Origin of the sequence: Avibacterium sp. 21-594 (genome assembly GCF_026226815.1) — a bacterium.
GTDB lineage: Bacteria > Pseudomonadota > Gammaproteobacteria > Enterobacterales > Pasteurellaceae > Avibacterium > Avibacterium avium.
Window position 1 is genome coordinate 495,691 of the sequence record NZ_JAKKOC010000001.1, and the last position, 21,437, is coordinate 517,127.

The window sequence follows — 21,437 nt, forward strand, 5'->3', positions numbered from 1 at the left end:
TATGCGATAATTTCCGCGCTACCCAATCTCACTAAATCAATATTGAACGGAAAAATGAACAAAACTCAACTCATTCAAGCGTTACGCCAAAAAATTACGCAATGTTATCAGCAATATCCAATGCCTGATACAGAGAAAATTTATGCAAAATTTGACCGCACTTTATTTAGTGAAGATTTCCAGCTATTCAAATTTTATCGTGCCGAATTAGACAACACCCTTGCTCAAATCGCACGTTTGCAAGAAAACGAACAGGCTCAATGTCAATTTTATAGCGAAAAACTGCTTGCCCAATTACAAGCCCTGCTAGATGCCATAAAACAACAGAAATCAAGAAAAACAACGCAGCGTAATCCCACAAAAGCGCCACTCAGCGCAAAGGATAAGCAGCAACACGCCATTCATCGCCTGCCACCAAGGGAACGCTTAGAGAAATATTACGAAGCCCTACAAGCCTTAAATGCGAAAATTGAGCAGCAACAAGATCAGTATTTTCAAGCCCAAGAAGAATTGGAAAAACAACGGCTCCAACAGCTCATCGCACACACCCAACAACGCCGCGCACGTTGTTTGGAAGCCATTGAACTATTAGAACAATACTTAGCATTGCAACAAAAAGAAAAGGCTGATCACACTGATCAGCCTTAGCAAGGATAGATAACTACGATTATTTAACCTCAATGGTTAAATCATATTCAGCACTTTTATCTTTTCTTGCTGAGTTACGCGGTTGAGCGACGCGCACTTCGTATTCTGTGGTTTCAGGCAAAGTGAATGACTCGCCATAACTATAATCATCATAACCGAATAAGAACGCTTCAGCATCGCCCTTGGTGTCTAACGTTAATGTTAATACTTCCCCTTTTTTGCCTGGGAATTTATAAGAGTCAAAATCATACCCTGTAATTTTGCCTTTTACGTGCTGAACAAAGCCAGAAGACTGCGTTGATTTTTCCACCACGGATGGGGCTTTTTGCTCTGCAGTTTGCTCAGTTGCAGGCGCTTGTGCCTTCGCTGATGTAGTAGGTTTAGGATCTGAACAACCTGCTAATAATACCGTTGCACTTGCAAATAAGGTGGTTAAAAATAAATTTGTTTTTTTCATTATGTTCTCCAGTGTAAAATCCTTAAGGATATGTCTATAAATATGCTGTCCATACTCAGACAACAAGAAAAATAAAAAATTCAATGTTAATGCACAAAAACAACTTGCACCAAAAACATATAAAGCCCTGTGCCCGCAATCATTGATAAAAACATATTCTTTTTCCAAAAATGTAACGCTAATACAATCCCCCCTGCAATAAAATCAGGTGCGCCAAAATAGGCCGTATTCATATCAATATTTTTATAACAATATACGACAAGCATACCGAACATTGCTGGCGGTAATACTTTGCCTAAATAACGAATATATTCAGGAATAGGACGCTCAGCAGGAAAGATCCAAAAAGGTAACCATCTTGTTAATTGAACGGCTAACACAGCAAGAGAAATCGTAATAATTTGTTGAGTTAATGTCATTTTTCCACCTGTTCTAAGGTTACATTCAATTTTGCTCGCCATAAGGTTAAAACTAACCAAATAATCGCTAATGTAGGAAGAAGAAAATAATTTTTACCGACGACGAGCAAGCACAACGATGCAACACCAATACCTAATAACGAACTCTTATGTGATTTTTCCTTAAGCCAATTTTCTGCAAAAATCACTAAAAATAGTGCGGTCATTGCAAACTCAATGCCTTTGAGATCAAAAGGAATAATATTGCCAAAAACATTTCCTAACAGTGCGCCTAACACCCAATACATATGAAGATAAAGGCTGACAAAAAACATATACCATCCTTTATCTAAATGCGAAGGAATAGTCGCAACATAATTCAGTGAAAAACTCTCATCAACCAGTGAACTAATCAGATACCAACGTTTTTTACCTACGCCACTGCCATATTTCTCCAACATAGAAATACTATAAAAAATTTGACGTAAGCTCACCATCAAGGTTAATAAAAAAACATAAACGGGCGTGAATACCCCCATCAATGCCCCAGCAACAATAAACTCCACAGAGCCTGCATAAATCAGTAATGCCATTAAAAAAGGATACCAAGCATTAAAACCTAATCCTTTCATATAAAGCCCGTATGCAAACCCTAAAAATAAAAAACCAACCAACATAGGTAAAGAATAAGGGAATGCCGCTCTTGCGCTTTGCCAAATCTTATTTTGCGTTGCAATCATACTTATCTCGCTACTCTTCTAAAATGGATAATCCGGGCAAGGTTGAAAAACTTTGGGCTTTCACTGTCTCATAAAAATCCTCAACAAAGGCAACCTCTGTATCAGCTTCACGAAATGCCCCATAAAGATTACTATATAGCCCTTGTGAAGTGATCTTTCTCGCGACAATATAGCCTCGATCTAAATAAGGTTTTGCTGCCCAAAAAGGTAATGCTGCCACCCCTCTTTTACTCGCTACAAGCTGAATAATCGCAATGGTCAATTCACTTGTTCTACGAGTAGGATTGATCCCCGCAGGCTGCAACACTTTTTTCAGCAAATCTAACATATCATCAGGAACAGGATAGGTAATTAATGTTTGATCAAGAAAATCCTCCGCCTGCCAAACCGCTTTATTGGCAAGAGAATGATCCTTCGCACATAATCCCACCATCTCATAAGAAAATAACGGTTTATAGGTAATACCGACAGTCTCTTCAACCTCCGAAACCACCGCCCAATCTGCACGATGGGTTAATAATAGCCCAACAGGATCAGTATGAAAGCCAGAAACAATATCTAACTCCACTAAAGGCCAATGTTGGCGAAAACTATCCATTGCGGGCATTAACCAGTCAAAGCAAGTATGACATTCTACTGCAATGCGCAGCTCCCCCGCTTCCCCTTGCTTCACTCGTGAAAGATCTCGCTCGGCCTCAATAATTTGTGGTAACACTTCATTTGCTAATTTAATCAAACGCTCGCCAGCCGCCGTAAAGCGTAAAGGCTGACTTTTTCGCTCAAATAGCGCAAGACCATATTGATCTTCCAATAACTTTATCTGATGAGAAAGGGCTGATTGCGTTAAATAAATACGCTTCGCCGCTAAAGAAACACTCCCCGTTTCTTTTAATGCAATCAGTGTTTTAAGATGTCGAATTTCTAAAAATGTGGGTTTCATTAAATGGATTCATAGATATAAAACAAGATAATGAAAATTATACAACAAAAAAGCACCGCACTTTAATGATTAATATAAAGTGCGGTGCTTTTTATTTAAAAATTTATTAATTCTTATCTTTCATCATTGTTGGCATAACGAAATTTGTATATGGAGGAGAAATCTTTAAATATCCTTGATCCCCAGTTAGATCATTATTATTCACATACCCTAACTTACACGAACTGATCTCCTGCTTATAGCCAAAAAGATTGAGTAATAAAGTTGAAATTTGTTGATGAAATAAGCGATCACATTGTGAAAAATCTTGTTGTAATTGTTGTTGAATTACGCTATCTGGGCTATACAACACTGTTGGCACAAGATAGTTATCTTCATCCATTGTTGCCTGAATATGGCGCTCAGGCGTAACAAATTGTCCATGATCAGATGTGTAAACAAAAAGCCAATCTTGTGTCGGTTGCTGCGCTAAGTAATGAATAATCTCTTTCATTAGCTGATCAGTCGCGTAAATAGTATTATCATATTCATCATTCGCAGTTTGATCGCCAAATACTTTTTGTTCCGCCGTTAAAATCTTACCATAGGGCATATGCGAACCGCGCTGATGTAAAATAATGAAATGATTACCACCCTGTAAATCAATTTTCTTTAATAACGGTAATAATTCCCTATCTGACATATGCTGTTTAAACCCAAAACCAAGATCCGTAGGATATTTCAATTCATCAATCCACGTTTTTCCTAATAAATTAAGCAGATCCATATCCTCTTGCGACTGTGCAGTATAAAAATAAGTTTGATAACCTTGCTGTTTGGCTAAACGAAACAGATTTGTTGTACCTTTAGAAATTTGAGCTAATCCATTTGGATATTGAATCGCATTAAATAATGAAGGGAGTGTAATCGCAGTAAGCAAGCCGGCTGAATAAGTTTCTTTTACAAGAGGCTGTGCATCAGATTGAGCGAATTGTGTTAAAAATGGTGTAGTCTGTCTATCCGCAAAATTATAGCCAAAGTAACTGACGTGTTTAGCACTTTCACTCTCACCAAGTAAGAAAATAATATTACGAACTTTAGGTTTACTTGCGACTTGTGGCTCTGCCATTTGATAATCAGTCACCACACTTAAATGCAAAAATTTATAGGGTAAAGTATGCCCTACAAATGAACTTAAACTAAGATAGTTTGTTTTAATTCGGCTATAAGAAAGTTTTGGAGAAATGATACTTCTGCTTTCATCTAAAGCAACACGCGCAAGACCGAATATGATTAAGAGAAAAAATGCCCCATCTGCAATCCAAGAACGCTTACGTTGGAAACATAAAATAGAGCTTATCAAAATCACTTCTAGCAATCCCCATAATGCGGGAAATAACGTCTTTTCAATTAATGAGCTACTCGCCCCTACCACTTCATGCCATTCTTTAAAAAGCAAATATAAATTCATTGGTGTAATCCATCCCTGGTAAGCAGCATAATGGATATTATTACCAATGAAACTCATTGCAAAGAAAGCAAGCAGTAAGCACTGCACTATTCTTGATTTAACAAAATATAATAATGCAACAAAGACTAAAATAAACGCATAATTCTCCGCTAACTTACCCATAGGCAAAGCTGGAACAGCAAACACAATGCGATAAAGTAATTCACTTCCGAGTAATAGCACACTGTATAACACAATGAGTGATAGGGCTTTTTTCATTTTGATGATCCTAAAAGATTAAAATGAGCGAGATTGTAGCACAACACAATGATTTATATAAACAAAGCACGCTAGCTAAAAAGTGCGGTGCTTTTTGAATAAATTTTTGCCATTATATGAATATTAATTTTATTCATACAAAATGTGAAAATTATGACGTTGCATAATATAGAGCCTTTCGGCATTATTAGACGCAAGAAAGACGTTTAGACGTCTATTTGGTTAATAATAAAAACAGGAGTTCGATTATGACAACATTTCATCTTTTAGGTTTTCCGCGTGTTGGCGCGAAACGTGAGCTTAAATTTGCCCAAGAGCGTTATTGGCGTGGCGAGATTGCAGAGCAAGATTTATTAGATATTGCCAAAGCTTTGCGTGAGATTAACTGGAAACACCAAGCGGCAGCAAAGGCAGATTATGTGGCAGTGGCAGATTTCACCTTTTACGATCATATTTTGGATCTACAAGTGGCAACAGGGGCAATTCCTGCGCGTTTCGGTTTTGATAGCCAACAATTAACGCTTGATCAATATTTCCAACTAGCACGCGGTAACAAAGAGCAATTCGCCATTGAGATGACAAAATGGTTCGACACTAACTACCACTATTTAGTGCCAGAATTCCACAAAAACACCGAATTTAAAGCCAATCCAGCTCATTATGTACAACAAATTCGTGAAGCAAAAGCACTCGGTTTGAACGTTAAACCAACCATTGTTGGGCCATTAACGTTCTTACATTTAGGTAAGGAAAAAGGTGAAGCCTTTGATCGCTTTGAATTATTAAACAAACTCGTGCCTGTTTATGTGGAAATTCTCAATGCGTTAGCGGCAGAAGGCGTGGAATGGATTCAAATTGACGAGCCTGCCCTTGCGGTAGATTTACCTGCTGAATGGGTTGCGGCGTATCAAGCGGTTTATGCGGAGTTAAGCGAAAAAGTCAACGCAAAATTATTATTGGCGAGCTATTTTGGCTCGGTGGCAGAACACGCTAACTTATTGAAATCCTTACCAGTGGACGGCTTACACATTGATTTAGTGCGAGCGCCTGAGCAACTGGCTGCCTTTGCCGATTATGACAAAGCGCTTTCAGCTGGTGTAATTGACGGACGCAACGTATGGCGTGCGAATCTCAACCAAGTGCTAGATGTGCTTGAGCCGTTAAAAGCGAAATTGGGCGAGCGTTTATGGATTGCGCCAAGCTGCTCGTTATTGCATAGTCCTTACGATTTATCGGTGGAAGTGCAATTAAAAGAAAATAAACCTGAGCTTTATAACTGGCTGGCGTTTACGCTTCAAAAAGTGCAAGAATTGTCCGTCATTAAGACCGCACTTGAACAAGGGCATGCTGCCGTGCAAGCAGAGCTTGATGCAAGCCAAGCAGCGGCTGATTCGCGTGCCAACAGCAAAGAAATTCATCGCCCTGAAGTGGCAGCACGTTTAGCTAGCTTGCCAGAAGGTGCGGATCAACGCAAATCGCCATTTGCTGAGCGTATCGCCAAACAAAATGCGTGGTTAAATTTACCGTTATTACCAACCACAAATATCGGCTCATTCCCGCAAACCAGCGAAATCCGCCAAGCTCGCGCCCAATTCAAAAAAGGTACGCTGAGCCTTGAAGATTACGAAGCGGCGATGAAAAAAGAAATCGAGTTGGTGGTGCGTGAGCAAGAAAAACTCGACCTTGATGTCCTCGTTCACGGTGAAGCAGAACGTAACGATATGGTGGAATACTTTGGGGAATTATTAGACGGTTTCGCCTTCACCAAATTCGGCTGGGTGCAAAGCTACGGTTCACGTTGCGTGAAGCCACCAATTATTTACGGTGATGTAGTACGCCCTGAACCGATGACAGTACGTTGGTCGCAATATGCCCAAAGCCTCACCAACAAAGTGATGAAAGGAATGCTCACTGGGCCTGTTACAATTTTACAATGGTCTTTCGTGCGTAACGATATTCCGCGTGCGACCGTATGTAAGCAAATCGGCGTAGCATTGTCTGATGAAGTGTTAGACTTGGAAAAAGCGGGTATCAAAGTCATTCAAATTGACGAGCCTGCGATCCGCGAAGGCTTACCTCTCAAACGTGCGGATTGGGACGCATATCTCCAATGGGCAGGCGAAGCGTTCCGTTTAAGCTCAATGGGCGTGCAAGATGATACACAAATTCACACTCATATGTGTTATTCCGAGTTTAACGACATTCTGCCAGCCATCGCCGCCCTTGATGCAGACGTGATCACCATCGAAACTTCACGTTCGGATATGGAATTGTTAAACGCATTCGCTGATTTCAAATATCCAAACGACATCGGCCCAGGCGTGTACGACATTCACAGCCCACGCGTACCAAAACCAGAAGAAATTGAACACCTGCTACGCAAAGCCTTGAAAGTGGTACCAAAAGAGCGCTTATGGGTGAACCCAGATTGTGGCTTAAAAACCCGCGGCTGGAAAGAAACCTTACAGCAATTAGAAGTAATGGTTGATGTGACGAAGAAATTACGCGCTGAACTGGCTTAATAAAAGCTAAAAAGTTGAGAAAAAATCACCGCACTTAAGTGCGGTGATTTTTTTATTATTTGTAGAAATTGGGGGGGGTGGTAATAAACAAATTGTGTCTTTAGCCTGACTAGCTTTTTTATTACTTTATAAAATCTCTGCTTGCTCAAGCACAACTTTCTGCATCACGTTAATCCCTGCTTCAATGTCTTTCCAATCCGTAAATTCTAATGGATTATGGCTAATACCATTTTTTGATGGAACAAAAATCATACCTGTTGGGCAAATTGTTGCCATATGCATAGCATCATGCCCTGCACCACTTGGCATAAGTTCGTAACTGTAACCCAAACTTTGAGTCGCATTCATGATGGAATTAACCATACTTTCTGCTAATACAATCGGCGTGTCTTTTGAAATAACTTGCAACTCAATATTTAATCCGCGTTTTTTACTCACTTGCATGATCTGATTTTCTAATGCGGTAAATACAGATTCTCGAGCTTGTTGGTGAATGCCACGAATATCGACTAATAATTCACAATAACCTGGAACAACGTTCATTACACCAGGTTTCGCTGTTAAATTTCCAACGGTAGCAACCGTTGAATGTCCTGCTTGAATTGCAGCTTGTTCTATCGCTAAAGCAAGTTCTGCCCCACCTAATAAAGCATCGTGACGGTAATGCATCGCCGTTGCGCCAGAGTGGTCGGCTTGCCCTTTAATTTTAACAATACAACGGATTGGTGCAGCAATGCCTACCACGATACCAATGGTTTTATTTTCATTTTCCAAGCGTGGACCTTGCTCAATATGCAATTCAACAAAACATTTAAATTCATCTCCATTGCGTCTGGCATATTCAATCTTATCGAAATCTAAGCCAACTGATGACATTGCTTCCGCTAAACTATGACCTTGTTTATCAAGCAATTTGCTTAAGGTTTCTTTATTAGTTATGCCGCACATTACTTTGCTACCCAAAGTCGCATAATTAAAGCGGCTTGATTCTTCACAAGTAAAAATAATTAACTCAAGCGGATAACGTGTTTTGATATTTTGTTCGCAAGCTTGGAACAGAATTTCAAGACCCGCAATAGCTCCCAATGGGCCATCAAATTTCCCTGCATTAATCACTGTATCAATATGTGAACCAAAACTGACCGCAGGTAAACTATCATTTTCACCTTTGCGACGAATAAATAAATTACCAATTTCATCACGGTGGATTTGTAAATCATAATTTTGGCATAACTCAATGATATAATCATAAGCAGCGTTGTCTTCAGCAGTAAAGGCTAAGCGCGTTAGCTCACCTTCAACACTAGTCATTAGTGCGAGTTTTTCAATTATGGTTTTGACGCGTTGCATATCAATTGTCATATTGTTACCCCAATAAACGTGCTAATAAGTCGCTATAAATATTTACACCAGTTAGGAGTTGATTCTCATCAAAATCAAATTCTGCTTGATGATGCTCTGCCATACGATCAGCCCCAATAATAAAGTAAATGGCTTTACCGCCGTGTTCCTGCACGCGTCGTCCTAAAATTGTAGCATCTTCACTGGCATTAAAAGCATATTCTCTATCAACACTATGAATTTCTGGTTGTTGCTGAGCAATTTCACGAACCAATGAAACCAATTCGTCATCATTATTCATATCCACCGCTTCGCCCATAATTTCCGTTTCATAATCAACATCAAAACTCACGGCAATCCCTTTTGCGATCTGCATTACTTGATCAACCATATATTGATTAATCTCTTTATTTTCACCGCGTACTTCAAGTTTTAATTCCGCATCAGATGGAATTACATTTCGTCCAGAACCTGCATTAAACACACCTACATTAATGCGAGTCATACCTGAACCGTGGCGCGCAATACCTTGTAATTGGGTAACAGCGTGCGCACCAGCTAACAGTGCGTTATGCCCTAAATGTGGTGCAGCACCTGCGTGCGATGGTTTTCCTTTATAACGAATATCAATTTTGGTGGTAGAAAGGAAGTTTTTTGGATTGGCTAGCACAGTGCCTGTGGTCGCACAAAAACTAATATGTGAACTGGCAAAATAATCTGCATCATCAATAATACCACTTGCGGCAATCGCAGCAGCACCACGAACCCCTTCTTCCGCAGGTTGGAACACAAGTTTAATTTTACCTGTGAGCTTATCTTTGTTTTGCATAATCCAATGTGCCACACCAAGCCCGATACTAATATGTCCATCATGGCCACAAGCGTGCATTTCACCCTCATTAATTGAAGCAAAATCCAGTTGATTTGGACGATGTTCTGGACTATTGCTCTCCTGCACGTCCACACAATCAATATCAAAACGCAAAGCGATAGTTTTTCCTGCTTTGCCAGAATCAAATACTGCGACACAGCCTGTATAACCTTCCATTTTTTCAATCCATTGTGGATTAGCTCCTTGCGCCAAAGCTCGTTGAATACCTTTTTCTACAATGGCTTTATTACGTCCACGCACGGAATCAAGATCAATAATTTGTGTACCTAGGAAAATTTCAAAGCCGATCTCAGATAAATAATCGGCAATTTTGCTTGTGGTTAAAAACTCACTCCAGCCCGTTTCAGGCGTACGGTGAAACTCCCTGCGCCATGCAATTAACTGTTCTAATGAAATACTCATAAATCCTCCTTAAAAACCAAGCGTACTGTAAAGAATAGCAATGCCTAGAATAAACTATTTCTAGGACAATACGTTTTTATGTTCTGTACAAAATCTGTTGGAATCATTTAGAGTATAACCACTTAGGGTTATCTTAACTATGACTTTAATCACAAAATTGAATAAAGTGAGATTTGAAACAAAAAAGAAGATGTTGCTTTTAGAGAATTGTGGGATAGGTGCTTTAAGCTCAAATTAACCTGACAGCCTCGAGCCTCTCCCACAATTTGTGTAAATGCCTGTTTCTGAGATAATACATTAGATACAGGTATTTTATTATGAACGAAAAACAACTCCACGCCTTGGCAGCAGAATTTGCCAAACACCTCAAAACGCCGGAAGACCTTAATCAGTTTTCTCGAATGCTCAAAAAAATCACGGTCGAAGCAGCCCTAAACGCGGAACTGACTGACCACCTTGGTTATGAAAAACATCAGCCACGAAAAGGCAAAAATGCGCGTAACGGCTATACGTCCAAAACTGTGATGTGTGATGAGGGTGAAATGGAAATTGATACCCCTCGTGACCGTGAGGGCACCTTTGAACCGCAGCTTATCAAGAAAAACCAAACCCGAATTACCGGAATGGACGAGCAGATTATCGCCTTATATGCCAAAGGCTTAAGCAATCAAGAAATCGTCGAAATGTTCAAAGAACTCTATGATGCTGATGTGTCAACGAGCTTGATTTCTCGCGTGACAGATTCGGTTAAAGAGCGCGTCTTGGAATGGCAAAATCGCCCGCTTGATGCGGTGTATCCGATTGTTTATTTGGATTGCATCGTGGTCAAAGTGCGTCAAGACGGGCGGATTATCAACAAGTCCGTCTTTGTGGCGTTGGGTGTGAATTTGGAAGGGCATAAAGAATTACTCGGACTCTGGATTGCCGAAAACGAAGGCGCGAAGTTCTGGGCAAACGTGCTAACAGAGCTGCAAAATCGCGGTTTAAAAGACATTTTAATTGCGTGTGTGGACGGTTTAAAAGGCTTTCCTGACGCCATTAATGCCGTTTATCCCCAAACCAAGATTCAGCTTTGCATTGTGCATTTGGTGCGTAATAGTTTGAAATATGTGTCATGGAAAGATTACAAGGCGGTGACTGCGGATTTAAAACAGGTGTATCAAGCCCCGACGGAGATGCAAGCACGCGAGAATTTGACCGCACTTTCGCAAAAATGGCAGGAAAAATACCCGCTTGTAGCGAGAGGTTGGGAGGAGAATTGGGCGAATATCGCGACATTTTTTGATTATCCGTCGGATATTCGCAAAGCGATTTATACCACCAATGCGGTGGAGTCACTCAATAGCGTGATTCGGCGAGTCATTAAAAAACGCAATGTATTCCCGACGGATGAGTCGGTGTTCAAGGTAATATGGCTGGCGATGAAAGATGCGTCAAAGAAATGGACAATGCCGATTCAAAACTGGAAACAGGCAATGAATCGTTTTATGATTGATTTTGGTGATCGCCTCGACGATCACCGTTAAGTTGAAATGGGTGTTTACACAGAATTTGGGATAGGGTCTTTTCTATAAATTATTTTTCCACTAAACGCTTAACTAATCCAATCACTTGCTGAATTTGTGTAGGGGATAATTTGCCTTCTTGCACAAATTTTACTTTGCCATTTTTATCTAACACGACAATCAGGCTTTCTTTTTCTTTTAATTGCCACGCATTTTTTACCGCACTTTTTTCATCAAGCACCACTTGGCTGTGTGGATTTTGTTGTTTTGCGTCTTTTACGCTACTTCTTACAAAAGCGCCTGTGCCAAATATGGCGTCATCAGCATTGACAATGTTAGTAGTTTGGTAAAGTGCGGCATTAAATTTCTGTTTTTTGATTGCGTCCATTAACGGCAAGTTTTTTTCCTTCACCGCACTGCGCCCTGCAATATGTTGTAACACTCGAACCTTGCCTTTTAATTGGCTGGCTTGCCAAGGTTGATAACTAATATCTTGATTCTTCAGGACTAATTCGCCTTTTTGCGAAACGTTTACATTGGGTAAATCGGCATTTAGTTGAATATTATGGGCGTGGCTCACTACGGCAGTGGAAAGTAAGATAGCACCTAAAAGTGCGGTTGTTTTTTTCATTATTTTTTCCTTTTTTATAAAAAAATTGAGTTTACTAAAAATTCCAGAATAAGCAAATATGACCACTGAATTCTGTGCGTTTCTTTGCTATACTTGCGGTTTATTCAATGAAATAAAGGAAATGATATGGAACAACCAATCTGCCCTAAATGCCAAGGGGAATATGTCTATCACGATGGCCTTAATTTCGTTTGCCCTGATTGCGCTTACGAATGGTCTGGTGATGAAGAAAATGAAAGCGAAGAAAAAGTGGTGAAAGACAGTAACGGCAATCCATTGCAAGACGGTGATAGCGTTATTTTGATCAAAGATTTGAAAGTGAAAGGCTCTTCCATCGTGTTGAAAAAAGGCTCAAAAGCGAAAAATATCCGTTTAGTTGATGGCGATCACGATGTTGATTGTAAAATTGATGGGCAAAGTTTTTCGTTAAAATCTGAGTTTTTGAAAAAAGCTTAAGCCGTAAATTTGATAAGAAAAAAGGCGGAAACTTTCCGCCTATTTTATTTATTTGCTTGCCTTAAGGCTAATCATAGCAAATTCAATGCAACCATTCGGCTTGGTCGGATAACGTTGTTTTTATCCACTTCTGCCACACCAAGAAATTGATTTTCGGCAGAAAACAACCGCACTTGGCCATAAATGCCTTGTGGATTATCAAACTTCACGCGCTGCCCAAAACCAACGGCTCGGCTCTGTTCGGCACTTAATGCCAACGCAGGCAAGGATTTCACCGCACTGTCCATTGGCAATAAATGCTGATCTAACAGGCTTAAATCCTGCTGTTCACTTAAGGCTTTAAGCTCTTCTAAACTCATCATTGCGTGTTGTGGATAATCCGCCACCGCAAGACGGCGTAACATCGTAACGTGCGCGCCGCAGCCTAGCACTTCGCCTAAATCATCAATTAACGTGCGAATATAAGTGCCTTTTGAGCAATGCACTTCCAAGGTTAAATAAGGCGCTTGGTAATCAATAAATTTCAGCTCAAAAATGGTAATTGGACGGGCTTCACGCTCCACAGTGATCCCTGCGCGGGCATATTCATAAAGCGGTTTTCCCTGATGTTTTAGGGCTGAAAACATTGTTGGCACTTGCATAATTTCACCACGGAATTGCTCAAGTGCGGTTAAAATTTGCGAAATTTCCGACCGCACTTCTCGGCGCTCAACCACTTGTCCGTCTGCGTCAGAAGTGTCAGTGCGCTCACCCAATTTTGCCGTAACCAAATAACGCTTATCAGAATCTAGCAAATATTGCGAAAACTTGGTGGCTTCACCTAAACAAATGGGCAACATTCCTGTAGCAAGGGGATCTAACGCGCCGGTATGCCCTGCTTTATTTGCCTGAAAAAGCCGTTTTACTTGTTGCATAATTTGGTTAGAACTCGCCCCTTGCGGTTTGTCTAACAAAAAAATGCCGTGAATATGACGGCCTTTATTTTTTGCCTTACTCATTGTTTTCTTTGCTGTTTTCTTTATTGTTTTCGTGGCTTTCTGCATCACCTTGGTAGCGTTTTTCATCATCACGAATCACTTCGCTCACCAAGTTAGACATTCTCATTCCTTCCACTAAGGATTTGTCATACACAAAGCGTAACTCTGGCACGATACGCAAGCGCATTGCTTTAGCCAATAAAGAACGAATATAAGGCGAGGCTTTTTCCAGCCCTTTCATTCCGCTTTCAATAACGCTGTCATCTTGATCAAATAAGAAAGTCACGAACACTTTTGCGTAAGCCAAATCGCGCGAAACTTCCACATCTGACACGGTAACCATTCCAATACGCGGATCTTTCACTTCGCGTTGCAAAATCACCGCAATTTCTTTTTGTAATTCTTGTGCGACACGATCTGAGCGTTTAAATTCTCTTGCCATTTTATTTTCCTATAAATAAAAACAGGATAATGATGTGATCGCGCGGCATTTAGCCTACGGCGAAAATCCTATCCTATTTACATTTGTGTGATTAATTTTTTATTAATAAGGAAAAGTGCGGTCAAAAAACACCGCACTTTTTGCCATTAAATTGAACGTTTAATTTCAACCACTTCAAAGACTTCGATTTGGTCGCCGACTTTGACATCGTTGTAGTTTTTCACGCCAATACCACATTCCATACCACTGCGCACTTCGGCTACGTCATCTTTAAAGCGGCGGAGCGATTCCAATTCCCCTTCAAAGATTACTACGTTGTCGCGTAATACACGGATTGGGTTATTACGTTTCACCACGCCCTCTGTCACCATACAACCTGCGATTGCACCAAATTTCGGATGACGGAACACATCACGCACTTCCGCAAGACCGATAATCTCTTGCTTGAATTCAGGTTGGAGCATACCGCTCATCGCCGCTTTGATTTCGTTAAGTAATTCATAAATGATTGAATAATAACGTAAATCAATATTTTCATTTTCAATAATACGGCGTGCAGAAGCATCGGCACGAACGTTAAAGCCAACAATAATCGCGTTAGATGCAGCGGCTAGGGTTGCATCAGTTTCGGTAATTCCGCCCACGCCAGAACCAACCACATTCACTTTCACTTCTGGGGTTGAAAGCTCTTGTAAGGCTTGAACGATCGCTTCTACCGAACCTTGAACGTCCGCTTTAACAATAACGTTCAATTCTGCTACATCGCCCTCTGCCATATTGCTGAACATATTTTCCAGTTTCGCTTTTTGCTGACGAGCTAATTTCACTTCGCGGAATTTACCTTGACGATACAATGCCACTTCACGCGCTTTTTTCTCATCACGCACCACGGTAGCTTCATCACCCGCAGAAGGCACGCCAGATAAACCTAGCACTTCTACTGGAATTGATGGGCCTGCTTCGCTAATGTCTTTACCGTTTTCATCACGCATTGCACGCACACGGCCGTATTCAAAGCCACAAAGTACAATATCACCACGGCGTAATGTGCCTGATTGAACGAGGATTGTTGCCACTGGGCCGCGGCCTTTATCAAGGTAAGATTCAATCACCACACCCGTTGCCATTCCGTCTTTCACTGCACTGAGTTCTAACACTTCAGATTGTAATAAGATGGCTTCTAGTAGTTCATCAACCCCTGTTCCTTTTTTCGCAGAAACATAAACGAATTGCGTATCCCCACCGAATTTCTCGGCGATCACTTCGTGTTGCAATAATTCTTGCTCTACGCGATCTGGGTTAGCTTCAGGTTTATCAATTTTGTTCACTGCTACCACAATTGGCACGCCCGCCGCTTTCGCGTGTTGGATCGCTTCGATAGTTTGTGGCATCACGCCGTCATCGGCCGCCACCACAAGCACCACAATATCTGTGGCTTTTGCACCACGCGCACGCATTGAGGTAAAGGCCGCGTGTCCCGGAGTATCTAAGAAAGTGATCATTTTGCCGTCATCGGTTTCAACGTGGTATGCACCAATGTGCTGGGTAATCCCACCCGCTTCGCCTGCTGCCACTTTCGCTTTACGAATGTAGTCAAGTAAAGAGGTTTTACCGTGGTCAACGTGTCCCATAATGGTAACCACTGGCGCACGATTTACTTTTTCCGCATTCACATCACGATCGCCTAATACAGATTCTTCTAGCTCATTTTCTTTACGCAGGATCACTTTGTGTCCCATTTCTTCGGCTACAAGCTGTGCGGTTTCTTGGTCAATCACTTGGTTGATGGTGACCATTTCGCCCATTTTCATCATTGTTTTGATGATTTCGGTGGCTTTCACTGCCATTTTGTTGGCTAATTCCGCCACGGTAATGGTTTCACCAATCACTACATCACGGTTTACTGGTGCGGCTGGTTTTGTAAAGCCTTGTTGTAAGCTGCTGCCTTTTTTGCCTTGTTTGCCCTTAAAGCCTTTTCCGCCTTTAGCATCTTTTTGGTTACGGCGATTTGATTCACGCTCGTTTTTGTTGCTATCGTCTTCGCGTCCGCCTTTTTTCGCTTTGGCAACTTTATTTTTGCCACGACCACGATTTTCATTACGGCGTTCTTCTTCATCTTCCGCTTCACGCGCATAGCTTGAAGTGAGATGATAATCTGAATAATCTTCAGAATTTTCATTTTTTTCATCCGCACTTGCAAGATCTGCATAACGTTTTGCTTCTTCTGCGGCTTTGCGTGCTTGCTCTTCCGCTTTTTGACGAGCTAATTCATCAGCTTTACGGCGCAACTCGGCTTCTTCCGCTTTCAAGCGTTCTTTTTCTTCATCAACCGCTTTGTTGGCAGTTTCTTTTGCTGGTTTTTCTGCTTTTTCTTTCGCTTTTTGTTCAGCTTGACGTTTTACCTGTTCAGCTTTTTCCGCTTCTTTTTTCGCTTTTTCAGCTTCTTTCTGCGCTTTTTCTGCGGCTGCTTTTTCTTCTGCCGCTTTCTTTTCCGCTTCTTGTTTTGCTTTTAAGCGTGCTTCTTCTTCCGCACGGATAGCGGCTTCCGTTGGCACAGTACGTTTTTTACGCACTTCCACTTGTACAGTTTTATTTTTACCTGTACTGGTTGTGGTGCTTGCCGTGGTTTTCGTACGGCGCTGTATGCTTAATTTTTTCGGTGCATCCGATTTTTTTACTTCATCTACCATAATTTTACACCCCTTTTTACTCTTCGCTGAACCAACAAATGTTGCGTGCTGCCATAATTAAATCCGCTGCTTGCTCAGCGCTTAATTCTTCAATATCGGCTAAATCATCAACACCTTGCTCCGCTAATTCTTCTAAGGTGGTGATTTGTTTTTCTGCAAGTTTGAACGCAAGATGACGGTTCATTCCTTCAAGATTGAGTAGCTTGTCTTCAATATGCGCTTGTTTTAACGCTTCTTCTTCCGCTAATGCGGCGGCTGTTAGTGCATCTTTCGCGCGAGTTTGCAATTCTTCCACTAAATCTTCATCTTCTAAGCCATCAATCGCAGTAAGTTCGCTCACTGGCACATAAGCTAGTTCTTCTAAATTAGTGAAACCCTCTTCAACCAGAATTTGCGCGAATTCTTCGTCAATTTCTAAGGCATTCATAAAGAGTTTCAACACTTTGTTATCTTCAGCTTGATGTTTTTCATTTAGCTCTTCAGTGGTCATTACATTTAACGCCCAACCTGTAAGCTGTTTGGCTAAGCGCACGTTTTGACCATTACGTCCGATGGCTTGTGGTAAGTTTTCTGCTTCAACGGCAATGTCCATAGAATGGTTATCTTCATCAACCACGATAGACGTTACATCGGCTGGTGCCATTGCGTTAATCACAAATTGTGCAGGATTGTCGTCCCACAATACAATGTCCACACGCTCACCACCTAATTCATTGGTGATGGCTTGCACACGCGCACCACGCATACCCACGCAAGCCCCCACTGGATCAATACGTTTATCATTGCTTTTTACGGCAATTTTGGCACGCGAACCTGGGTCACGGGCTGCGCCTTTAATTTCAATTAGCTCTTCACCAATTTCTGGCACTTCAATACGGAAAAGCTCAATGATCATTTCAGGTTTTGCACGGGTAACAAAAAGCTGTGCGCCTTTGCTTTCTGGGCTAACACGGTATAACACACCACGCACACGATCACCTGGGCGGAAATTCTCGCGCGGTAACATATCTTCACGCAAAATCACCGCTTCCGCTTGCTGACCTAAATCTAAAATAATATTTTCACGGTTTACTTTTTTCACCGTTCCCGTAACAATTTCGCCTTCATTAGAGCGGAATTGCTCAACGATTTTATTACGCTCCGCTTCACGGATTTTGCTGCTGATCACTTGGCGTGCGGTTTGCATTGTAATACGGTCAAAGGCTACCGATTCGATTTGATCTTCGACATAATCGCCCACTTGCACATTTGGATCTTCAAATTGTGCCGCTTCAAGGGTGATTTCTTTTGTTGGGTTAGTCACTTCGTCCACCACTAACCAACGGCGGAAAGTGTCAAACTCACCAGTTTTTGGATCGATCACCACACGCACATCAATTTCTTGCTCGTATTTCTTTTTGGTAGAAAGGGCAATGGCACTTTCTAATGCTTCAAAAATCTTTTCGCGTGGTAATAATTTTTCATTTGATACGGCTTCTGCCGCCAATAAAATCTCTTTACTCATTTTTATTCTTCCTATCTAAAATTAAAATTTTGCTACCACATTGGCTTTTTGAATGTTGCCAAATACCAATACTTGCGGTTGCCCATCTACGAGCAAGGTAATCATATCATTTTCAATTTTTTCCAATTTACCTTGCCATTTACGGCGTTCCAACACAGGAATACGCAAATGCACCACAATTTCTTCGCCAATATAGCGTTGATATTGTTCAAGGGTAAATAATGGACGATCTACGCCCGGTGAGGACACTTCAAGGTTATATTTATCCGCAATCGGATCTTCCACATCTAAAATGGCGCTAACTTGACGGCTTACATCAGCACAGTCATCAACACTCACGCCACCTTCTTTATCAATATAAATACGCACGGTTAAAAAACGGCCTGCGCGCTGACATTCAATACCCCAAAGTTCGCAGCCTAAATCCTCAATAGAACCTTTTAATAAATCTGATAATTTCTCTTCTAAAGTTGCCAAAACAACCTCCTTAATCAAACTCGGGACGTAAAAAAAGGGCTAATCAGCCCAGTTCTACATCTAAATTGCTCGTACAAAAAAACCCCAAAATTGGGGTTCTTTCTACTGAACTTGTTATGAATTGGTTGCGGGGGCTGGATTTGAACCAACGACCTTCGGGTTATGAGCCCGACGAGCTACCAAGCTGCTCCACCCCGCGTCCGAAATATGTGGCGTATTATACGCATAGAAAAACAAATAGCAAGGCTTTATCAAAAAAACTTACAAAAAAAGCACCGCACTTATTTGTTTGGCGTGTTTTCAAACAAGCGATAAATGGCGATTAAATCCATTCTTGCAATAGGTTTGAAAGGCAATAATACATAATATAACCAGCGGTTTTTAGCAATAAAGGATTGTGTTTGTTGCCAAATTTCTGGCTCACAATATTGCTGATATTTTTCTACCGTTAAACGCATTTGTTCATCAGAAATGCAATCAGAACGCCCAAGGCTATGGATAAAAATCAGGCTATCTCGTACCTTTTGCCAATTTAGCTTGGCGTGATTAGAACGGGATTCAAAATCAATAAATTGCACCTTGCCATCGTGCCACGCCATATCACGTAGCGCTGGGCGGCCGTGAACTAAGCCTTTTTTATGCAAATCCGTTAAGGCCTTTGCGCCATCTGCTAAAATCGCCAATTTTTCATCAGAACTGAGATCAGGCTTATCCACCCAATAACTGATGGTTTTGCCAGCATCTTTTAGCACTAAAAAATCTTCGCCAAATGCCATTAATTGTGGCACAGGGGCATTTTTTTCGGCTAAAAATTGTAAGGTTTTCAATTCATTTTGAAAGGCCTTCTGCGGTTGCGGTTTGAGTAAACGCCACACGCCTTTGAGTTGTTCAGGTTGTTTGAGCCAATAGCGCTGATTGTCATAATCAAAGCTCACAATTCGCTCGCCTTTGTGCTGTTTAAGCAAGGCTTGCACCTTTTCTTGAAATTCACTATTTTGTGCCGACATCAAACAACCTCATTTCTACTCAAATCATTATTTCCAAACATCAGGATTCACGCCACGTTTAAGTAGCTCTGGATGTTCTTCAATTTTAAATTCTGGCTCACGAATACCAGCTTTAATTTGGCGTTGATAATCTTTTAATAACGTCCACACAATCGGTGAAAGTAGCACGATAGACACCAAGTTAATTAGCGCCATCACCGCCATTACGGTATCGGCAAAGTTCCACACCACATTGCCTGAATTCACCGCACCGAAGTACACGAAAAATAGCACCACTAAGCGGAAAATAAACACCACCACAGGGCGATTTTTCAGGAAGCGGATATTGCTTTCTGCGTAGGCATAGTTACCAATGATGGAAGAAAATGCAAATAACAATAAGATGAACGCAAGGAAATGCAAGCCAAACTCACCAACGTGATATTGTAACGCATTTTGCGTAAGGGAAATGCTTTTCAGCGTTTCGCCGCCGTAGTTGTCTGAGAGCAAAATGATGATAGCCGTACAAGAACACACAATAATGGTATCCACAAACACGCCAAGCATTTGGATTAAACCTTGGCTTACTGGGTGCTTAACATCTGCTGAAGCCGCAGCATTTGGCGCAGAACCCATACCCGCTTCATTGGAGAATAAACCACGCTTAATCCCCATTAACATTGCTTTAGAGAAAATCGCCCCGAACATACCGCCAGCCATTGCGTCAAAAGAGAACGCGCTATGGATAATATTGCTGATTACGGTTGGGATCATTTCAATGTTCATTCCCATAATGATCGCTGCCATAATTAAATAAAACAACGCCATTGTTGGCACAACTTTAGCGGAAACTTTACCAATACGCTTCACGCCACCGAAAATAATCAAGGCGGTTAAAATCACCAAACCCATTCCCACATAACTTGGATTCCATTTCCACGCATTGCCTGTTGCCTCAACAATCGCATTGGATTGCACCGCATTGAAAGCAAAACCAAAGGTAAAGATTAACGCAATGGCAAAACAAGCCGCCAACCAGCGAGATTTTAAGCCTTGCACAATATAATAAGCAGGGCCACCACGGCTCACGCCATCTTTATCTTTTAATTTATATAATTGAGCAAGAGAAGATTCCGCTACCGCACTGGACATTCCGATCAATGCCGTAACCCACATCCAGAACACCGCGCCTTCACCACCAATGGCAATCGCCGTGGCTACCCCACCAATATTGCCCACGCCCACACGGCTGGCTAAGCCTGTCGCAAAGGCTTGGAATGGCGTTAAAGAATCCCCCGTAGAGGCACGCCCAAACCACATTTCACGCAAACTTTGTGGAAATAAGCGTAACTGCACTAATCCTGTGGTGAGCGTGAAGAAAATACCCACACCTAATAAAGTGATGACAGTAATATCCCAAAGCGGGCCATCAAATGTTTCCACAAACCACGTTAGGGCTTGCTCCACATTGTTGATAATTTGCTCAATCATAAACTTCTCCTCATAATGAAAGGCTGCATTCTAATGGATTTTATATAAAGAGAGAACAATTAGGATAAAAAAGAGAATAAAAAATCAAGAAAGCACAAATTCTTAAAAATTTTTCAAAAAATCACCGCACTTTATTGAACAATATTTTATTGAATGACTAAAAAGAGTGAGAAAAGATTAAGCCTAGCACAAAGAGAAAAAGTGAAACTGTTGATTATTTGTTCACTTAT

Annotated in this window: 19 protein-coding genes and 1 tRNA gene; 4 read left to right on the forward strand and 16 right to left on the reverse strand. The window is 41.2% G+C overall.

The features are described from left to right. The first annotated feature begins 54 nt into the window (after nt 1–54). Nucleotides 55–648, forward strand: coding sequence for a primosomal replication protein PriC (gene priC, locus L5B76_RS02315; protein WP_265754082.1), 594 nt, complete (start codon nt 55–57; stop codon nt 646–648). Nucleotides 649–667: 19 nt separating this feature from the next. On the opposite strand, the gene L5B76_RS02320 is transcribed toward priC, so the two are convergent. The 5 genes from L5B76_RS02320 to L5B76_RS02340 form a co-directional block, all read right to left on the reverse strand. Then, nucleotides 668–1,105: a PPC domain-containing protein gene (locus tag L5B76_RS02320; RefSeq protein ID WP_115249870.1), complete on the reverse strand. Its 438-nt coding sequence runs from the start codon at nt 1,103–1,105 to the stop codon at nt 668–670. 86 nt (nt 1,106–1,191) lie between these two features. Continuing rightward, nucleotides 1,192–1,524: a branched-chain amino acid transporter permease gene (locus tag L5B76_RS02325; RefSeq protein ID WP_265754083.1), complete on the reverse strand. Its 333-nt coding sequence runs from the start codon at nt 1,522–1,524 to the stop codon at nt 1,192–1,194. Then, nucleotides 1,521–2,243, reverse strand: a complete 723-nt coding sequence (locus L5B76_RS02330; protein WP_265754084.1) for an AzlC family ABC transporter permease — start codon at nt 2,241–2,243, stop codon at nt 1,521–1,523. Before L5B76_RS02330 ends, L5B76_RS02325 begins: the two co-directional genes overlap by 4 nt. A 10-nt stretch (nt 2,244–2,253) precedes the next feature. Beyond that, nucleotides 2,254–3,183, reverse strand: coding sequence for a LysR family transcriptional regulator (locus L5B76_RS02335; protein WP_250350472.1), 930 nt, complete (start codon nt 3,181–3,183; stop codon nt 2,254–2,256). Between the two features lie 106 nt (nt 3,184–3,289). Continuing rightward, entirely contained in the window at nt 3,290–4,891 is a 1,602-nt protein-coding gene (locus tag L5B76_RS02340; RefSeq protein ID WP_265754085.1) for a phosphoethanolamine transferase, read from the reverse strand. Between the two features lie 248 nt (nt 4,892–5,139). Here L5B76_RS02340 and metE point away from each other — a divergent pair, with 248 nt between their 5' ends. Next, nucleotides 5,140–7,413, forward strand: coding sequence for a 5-methyltetrahydropteroyltriglutamate--homocysteine S-methyltransferase (metE, locus tag L5B76_RS02345; RefSeq protein WP_265754086.1), 2,274 nt, complete (start codon nt 5,140–5,142; stop codon nt 7,411–7,413). Between the two features lie 126 nt (nt 7,414–7,539). On the opposite strand, the gene L5B76_RS02350 is transcribed toward metE, so the two are convergent. Both L5B76_RS02350 and L5B76_RS02355 read right to left on the reverse strand, forming a co-directional pair. After that, entirely contained in the window at nt 7,540–8,775 is a 1,236-nt protein-coding gene (locus tag L5B76_RS02350) for a Zn-dependent hydrolase (RefSeq protein WP_265754087.1), read from the reverse strand. Nucleotides 8,776–8,779: 4 nt separating this feature from the next. After that, nucleotides 8,780–10,048, reverse strand: a complete 1,269-nt coding sequence (locus L5B76_RS02355) for a M20 family metallo-hydrolase (RefSeq protein WP_265754088.1) — start codon at nt 10,046–10,048, stop codon at nt 8,780–8,782. A 317-nt stretch (nt 10,049–10,365) separates the two neighbouring features. Between L5B76_RS02355 and L5B76_RS02360 the strand changes: the two genes are divergently transcribed. Further along, nucleotides 10,366–11,574, forward strand: a complete 1,209-nt coding sequence (locus L5B76_RS02360; protein ID WP_013745008.1) for an IS256 family transposase — start codon at nt 10,366–10,368, stop codon at nt 11,572–11,574. Between the two features lie 49 nt (nt 11,575–11,623). On the opposite strand, the gene L5B76_RS02365 is transcribed toward L5B76_RS02360, so the two are convergent. Beyond that, nucleotides 11,624–12,184, reverse strand: a complete 561-nt coding sequence (locus tag L5B76_RS02365) for a YtfJ family protein (RefSeq protein ID WP_265754089.1) — start codon at nt 12,182–12,184, stop codon at nt 11,624–11,626. Between the two features lie 126 nt (nt 12,185–12,310). On the opposite strand from L5B76_RS02365, the gene L5B76_RS02370 reads away from it, so the two are divergent. Next, nucleotides 12,311–12,640 carry a zinc ribbon domain-containing protein YjdM gene (locus L5B76_RS02370; RefSeq protein ID WP_265754090.1) on the forward strand — a complete coding sequence of 110 codons (330 nt, stop codon included), beginning with the start codon at nt 12,311–12,313 and terminating at the stop codon, nt 12,638–12,640. A gap of 71 nt (nt 12,641–12,711) precedes the next feature. On the opposite strand, the gene truB is transcribed toward L5B76_RS02370, so the two are convergent. The 8 genes from truB to L5B76_RS02410 form a co-directional block, all read right to left on the reverse strand. Beyond that, nucleotides 12,712–13,638: a tRNA pseudouridine(55) synthase TruB gene (gene truB / locus L5B76_RS02375; RefSeq protein WP_265754091.1), complete on the reverse strand. Its 927-nt coding sequence runs from the start codon at nt 13,636–13,638 to the stop codon at nt 12,712–12,714. Further along, nucleotides 13,631–14,059: a 30S ribosome-binding factor RbfA gene (gene rbfA, locus L5B76_RS02380; protein ID WP_265754092.1), complete on the reverse strand. Its 429-nt coding sequence runs from the start codon at nt 14,057–14,059 to the stop codon at nt 13,631–13,633. Before rbfA ends, truB begins: the two co-directional genes overlap by 8 nt. A gap of 146 nt (nt 14,060–14,205) precedes the next feature. Beyond that, entirely contained in the window at nt 14,206–16,749 is a 2,544-nt protein-coding gene (infB, locus tag L5B76_RS02385) for a translation initiation factor IF-2 (RefSeq protein WP_265754093.1), read from the reverse strand. A gap of 16 nt (nt 16,750–16,765) precedes the next feature. After that, nucleotides 16,766–18,253 carry a transcription termination factor NusA gene (gene nusA / locus L5B76_RS02390; RefSeq protein WP_103852568.1) on the reverse strand — a complete coding sequence of 496 codons (1,488 nt, stop codon included), beginning with the start codon at nt 18,251–18,253 and terminating at the stop codon, nt 16,766–16,768. Nucleotides 18,254–18,274: 21 nt separating this feature from the next. Beyond that, the gene (gene rimP / locus L5B76_RS02395; protein WP_115249882.1) at nt 18,275–18,730 is read right to left on the reverse strand and encodes a ribosome maturation factor RimP; all 456 of its coding nucleotides are present in this window, start codon (nt 18,728–18,730) and stop codon (nt 18,275–18,277) included. Nucleotides 18,731–18,852: 122 nt separating this feature from the next. Further along, nucleotides 18,853–18,929 (reverse strand) — tRNA-Met (locus L5B76_RS02400). 82 nt (nt 18,930–19,011) lie between these two features. Next, nucleotides 19,012–19,740 carry a phosphotransferase gene (locus tag L5B76_RS02405; RefSeq protein WP_423100496.1) on the reverse strand — a complete coding sequence of 243 codons (729 nt, stop codon included), beginning with the start codon at nt 19,738–19,740 and terminating at the stop codon, nt 19,012–19,014. A gap of 24 nt (nt 19,741–19,764) precedes the next feature. After that, nucleotides 19,765–21,207, reverse strand: a complete 1,443-nt coding sequence (locus L5B76_RS02410) for an alanine/glycine:cation symporter family protein (RefSeq protein WP_115249884.1) — start codon at nt 21,205–21,207, stop codon at nt 19,765–19,767. Between the last annotated feature and the right edge of the window lie 230 nt (nt 21,208–21,437).

What these genes read in the sequence shown, in the direction of transcription:
- priC (WP_265754082.1), top strand. Translation starts at nt 55, where the DNA reads ATGAACAAAACTCAACTCATTCAAGCGTTACGCCAAAAAATTACGCAA.
- L5B76_RS02320 (WP_115249870.1), bottom strand. Translation starts at nt 1,105, where the DNA reads ATGAAAAAAACAAATTTATTTTTAACCACCTTATTTGCAAGTGCAACG.
- L5B76_RS02325 (WP_265754083.1), bottom strand. Translation starts at nt 1,524, where the DNA reads ATGACATTAACTCAACAAATTATTACGATTTCTCTTGCTGTGTTAGCC.
- L5B76_RS02330 (WP_265754084.1), bottom strand. Translation starts at nt 2,243, where the DNA reads ATGATTGCAACGCAAAATAAGATTTGGCAAAGCGCAAGAGCGGCATTC.
- L5B76_RS02335 (WP_250350472.1), bottom strand. Translation starts at nt 3,183, where the DNA reads ATGAAACCCACATTTTTAGAAATTCGACATCTTAAAACACTGATTGCA.
- L5B76_RS02340 (WP_265754085.1), bottom strand. Translation starts at nt 4,891, where the DNA reads ATGAAAAAAGCCCTATCACTCATTGTGTTATACAGTGTGCTATTACTC.
- metE (WP_265754086.1), top strand. Translation starts at nt 5,140, where the DNA reads ATGACAACATTTCATCTTTTAGGTTTTCCGCGTGTTGGCGCGAAACGT.
- L5B76_RS02350 (WP_265754087.1), bottom strand. Translation starts at nt 8,775, where the DNA reads ATGACAATTGATATGCAACGCGTCAAAACCATAATTGAAAAACTCGCA.
- L5B76_RS02355 (WP_265754088.1), bottom strand. Translation starts at nt 10,048, where the DNA reads ATGAGTATTTCATTAGAACAGTTAATTGCATGGCGCAGGGAGTTTCAC.
- L5B76_RS02360 (WP_013745008.1), top strand. Translation starts at nt 10,366, where the DNA reads ATGAACGAAAAACAACTCCACGCCTTGGCAGCAGAATTTGCCAAACAC.
- L5B76_RS02365 (WP_265754089.1), bottom strand. Translation starts at nt 12,184, where the DNA reads ATGAAAAAAACAACCGCACTTTTAGGTGCTATCTTACTTTCCACTGCC.
- L5B76_RS02370 (WP_265754090.1), top strand. Translation starts at nt 12,311, where the DNA reads ATGGAACAACCAATCTGCCCTAAATGCCAAGGGGAATATGTCTATCAC.
- truB (WP_265754091.1), bottom strand. Translation starts at nt 13,638, where the DNA reads ATGAGTAAGGCAAAAAATAAAGGCCGTCATATTCACGGCATTTTTTTG.
- rbfA (WP_265754092.1), bottom strand. Translation starts at nt 14,059, where the DNA reads ATGGCAAGAGAATTTAAACGCTCAGATCGTGTCGCACAAGAATTACAA.
- infB (WP_265754093.1), bottom strand. Translation starts at nt 16,749, where the DNA reads ATGGTAGATGAAGTAAAAAAATCGGATGCACCGAAAAAATTAAGCATA.
- nusA (WP_103852568.1), bottom strand. Translation starts at nt 18,253, where the DNA reads ATGAGTAAAGAGATTTTATTGGCGGCAGAAGCCGTATCAAATGAAAAA.
- L5B76_RS02410 (WP_115249884.1), bottom strand. Translation starts at nt 21,207, where the DNA reads ATGATTGAGCAAATTATCAACAATGTGGAGCAAGCCCTAACGTGGTTT.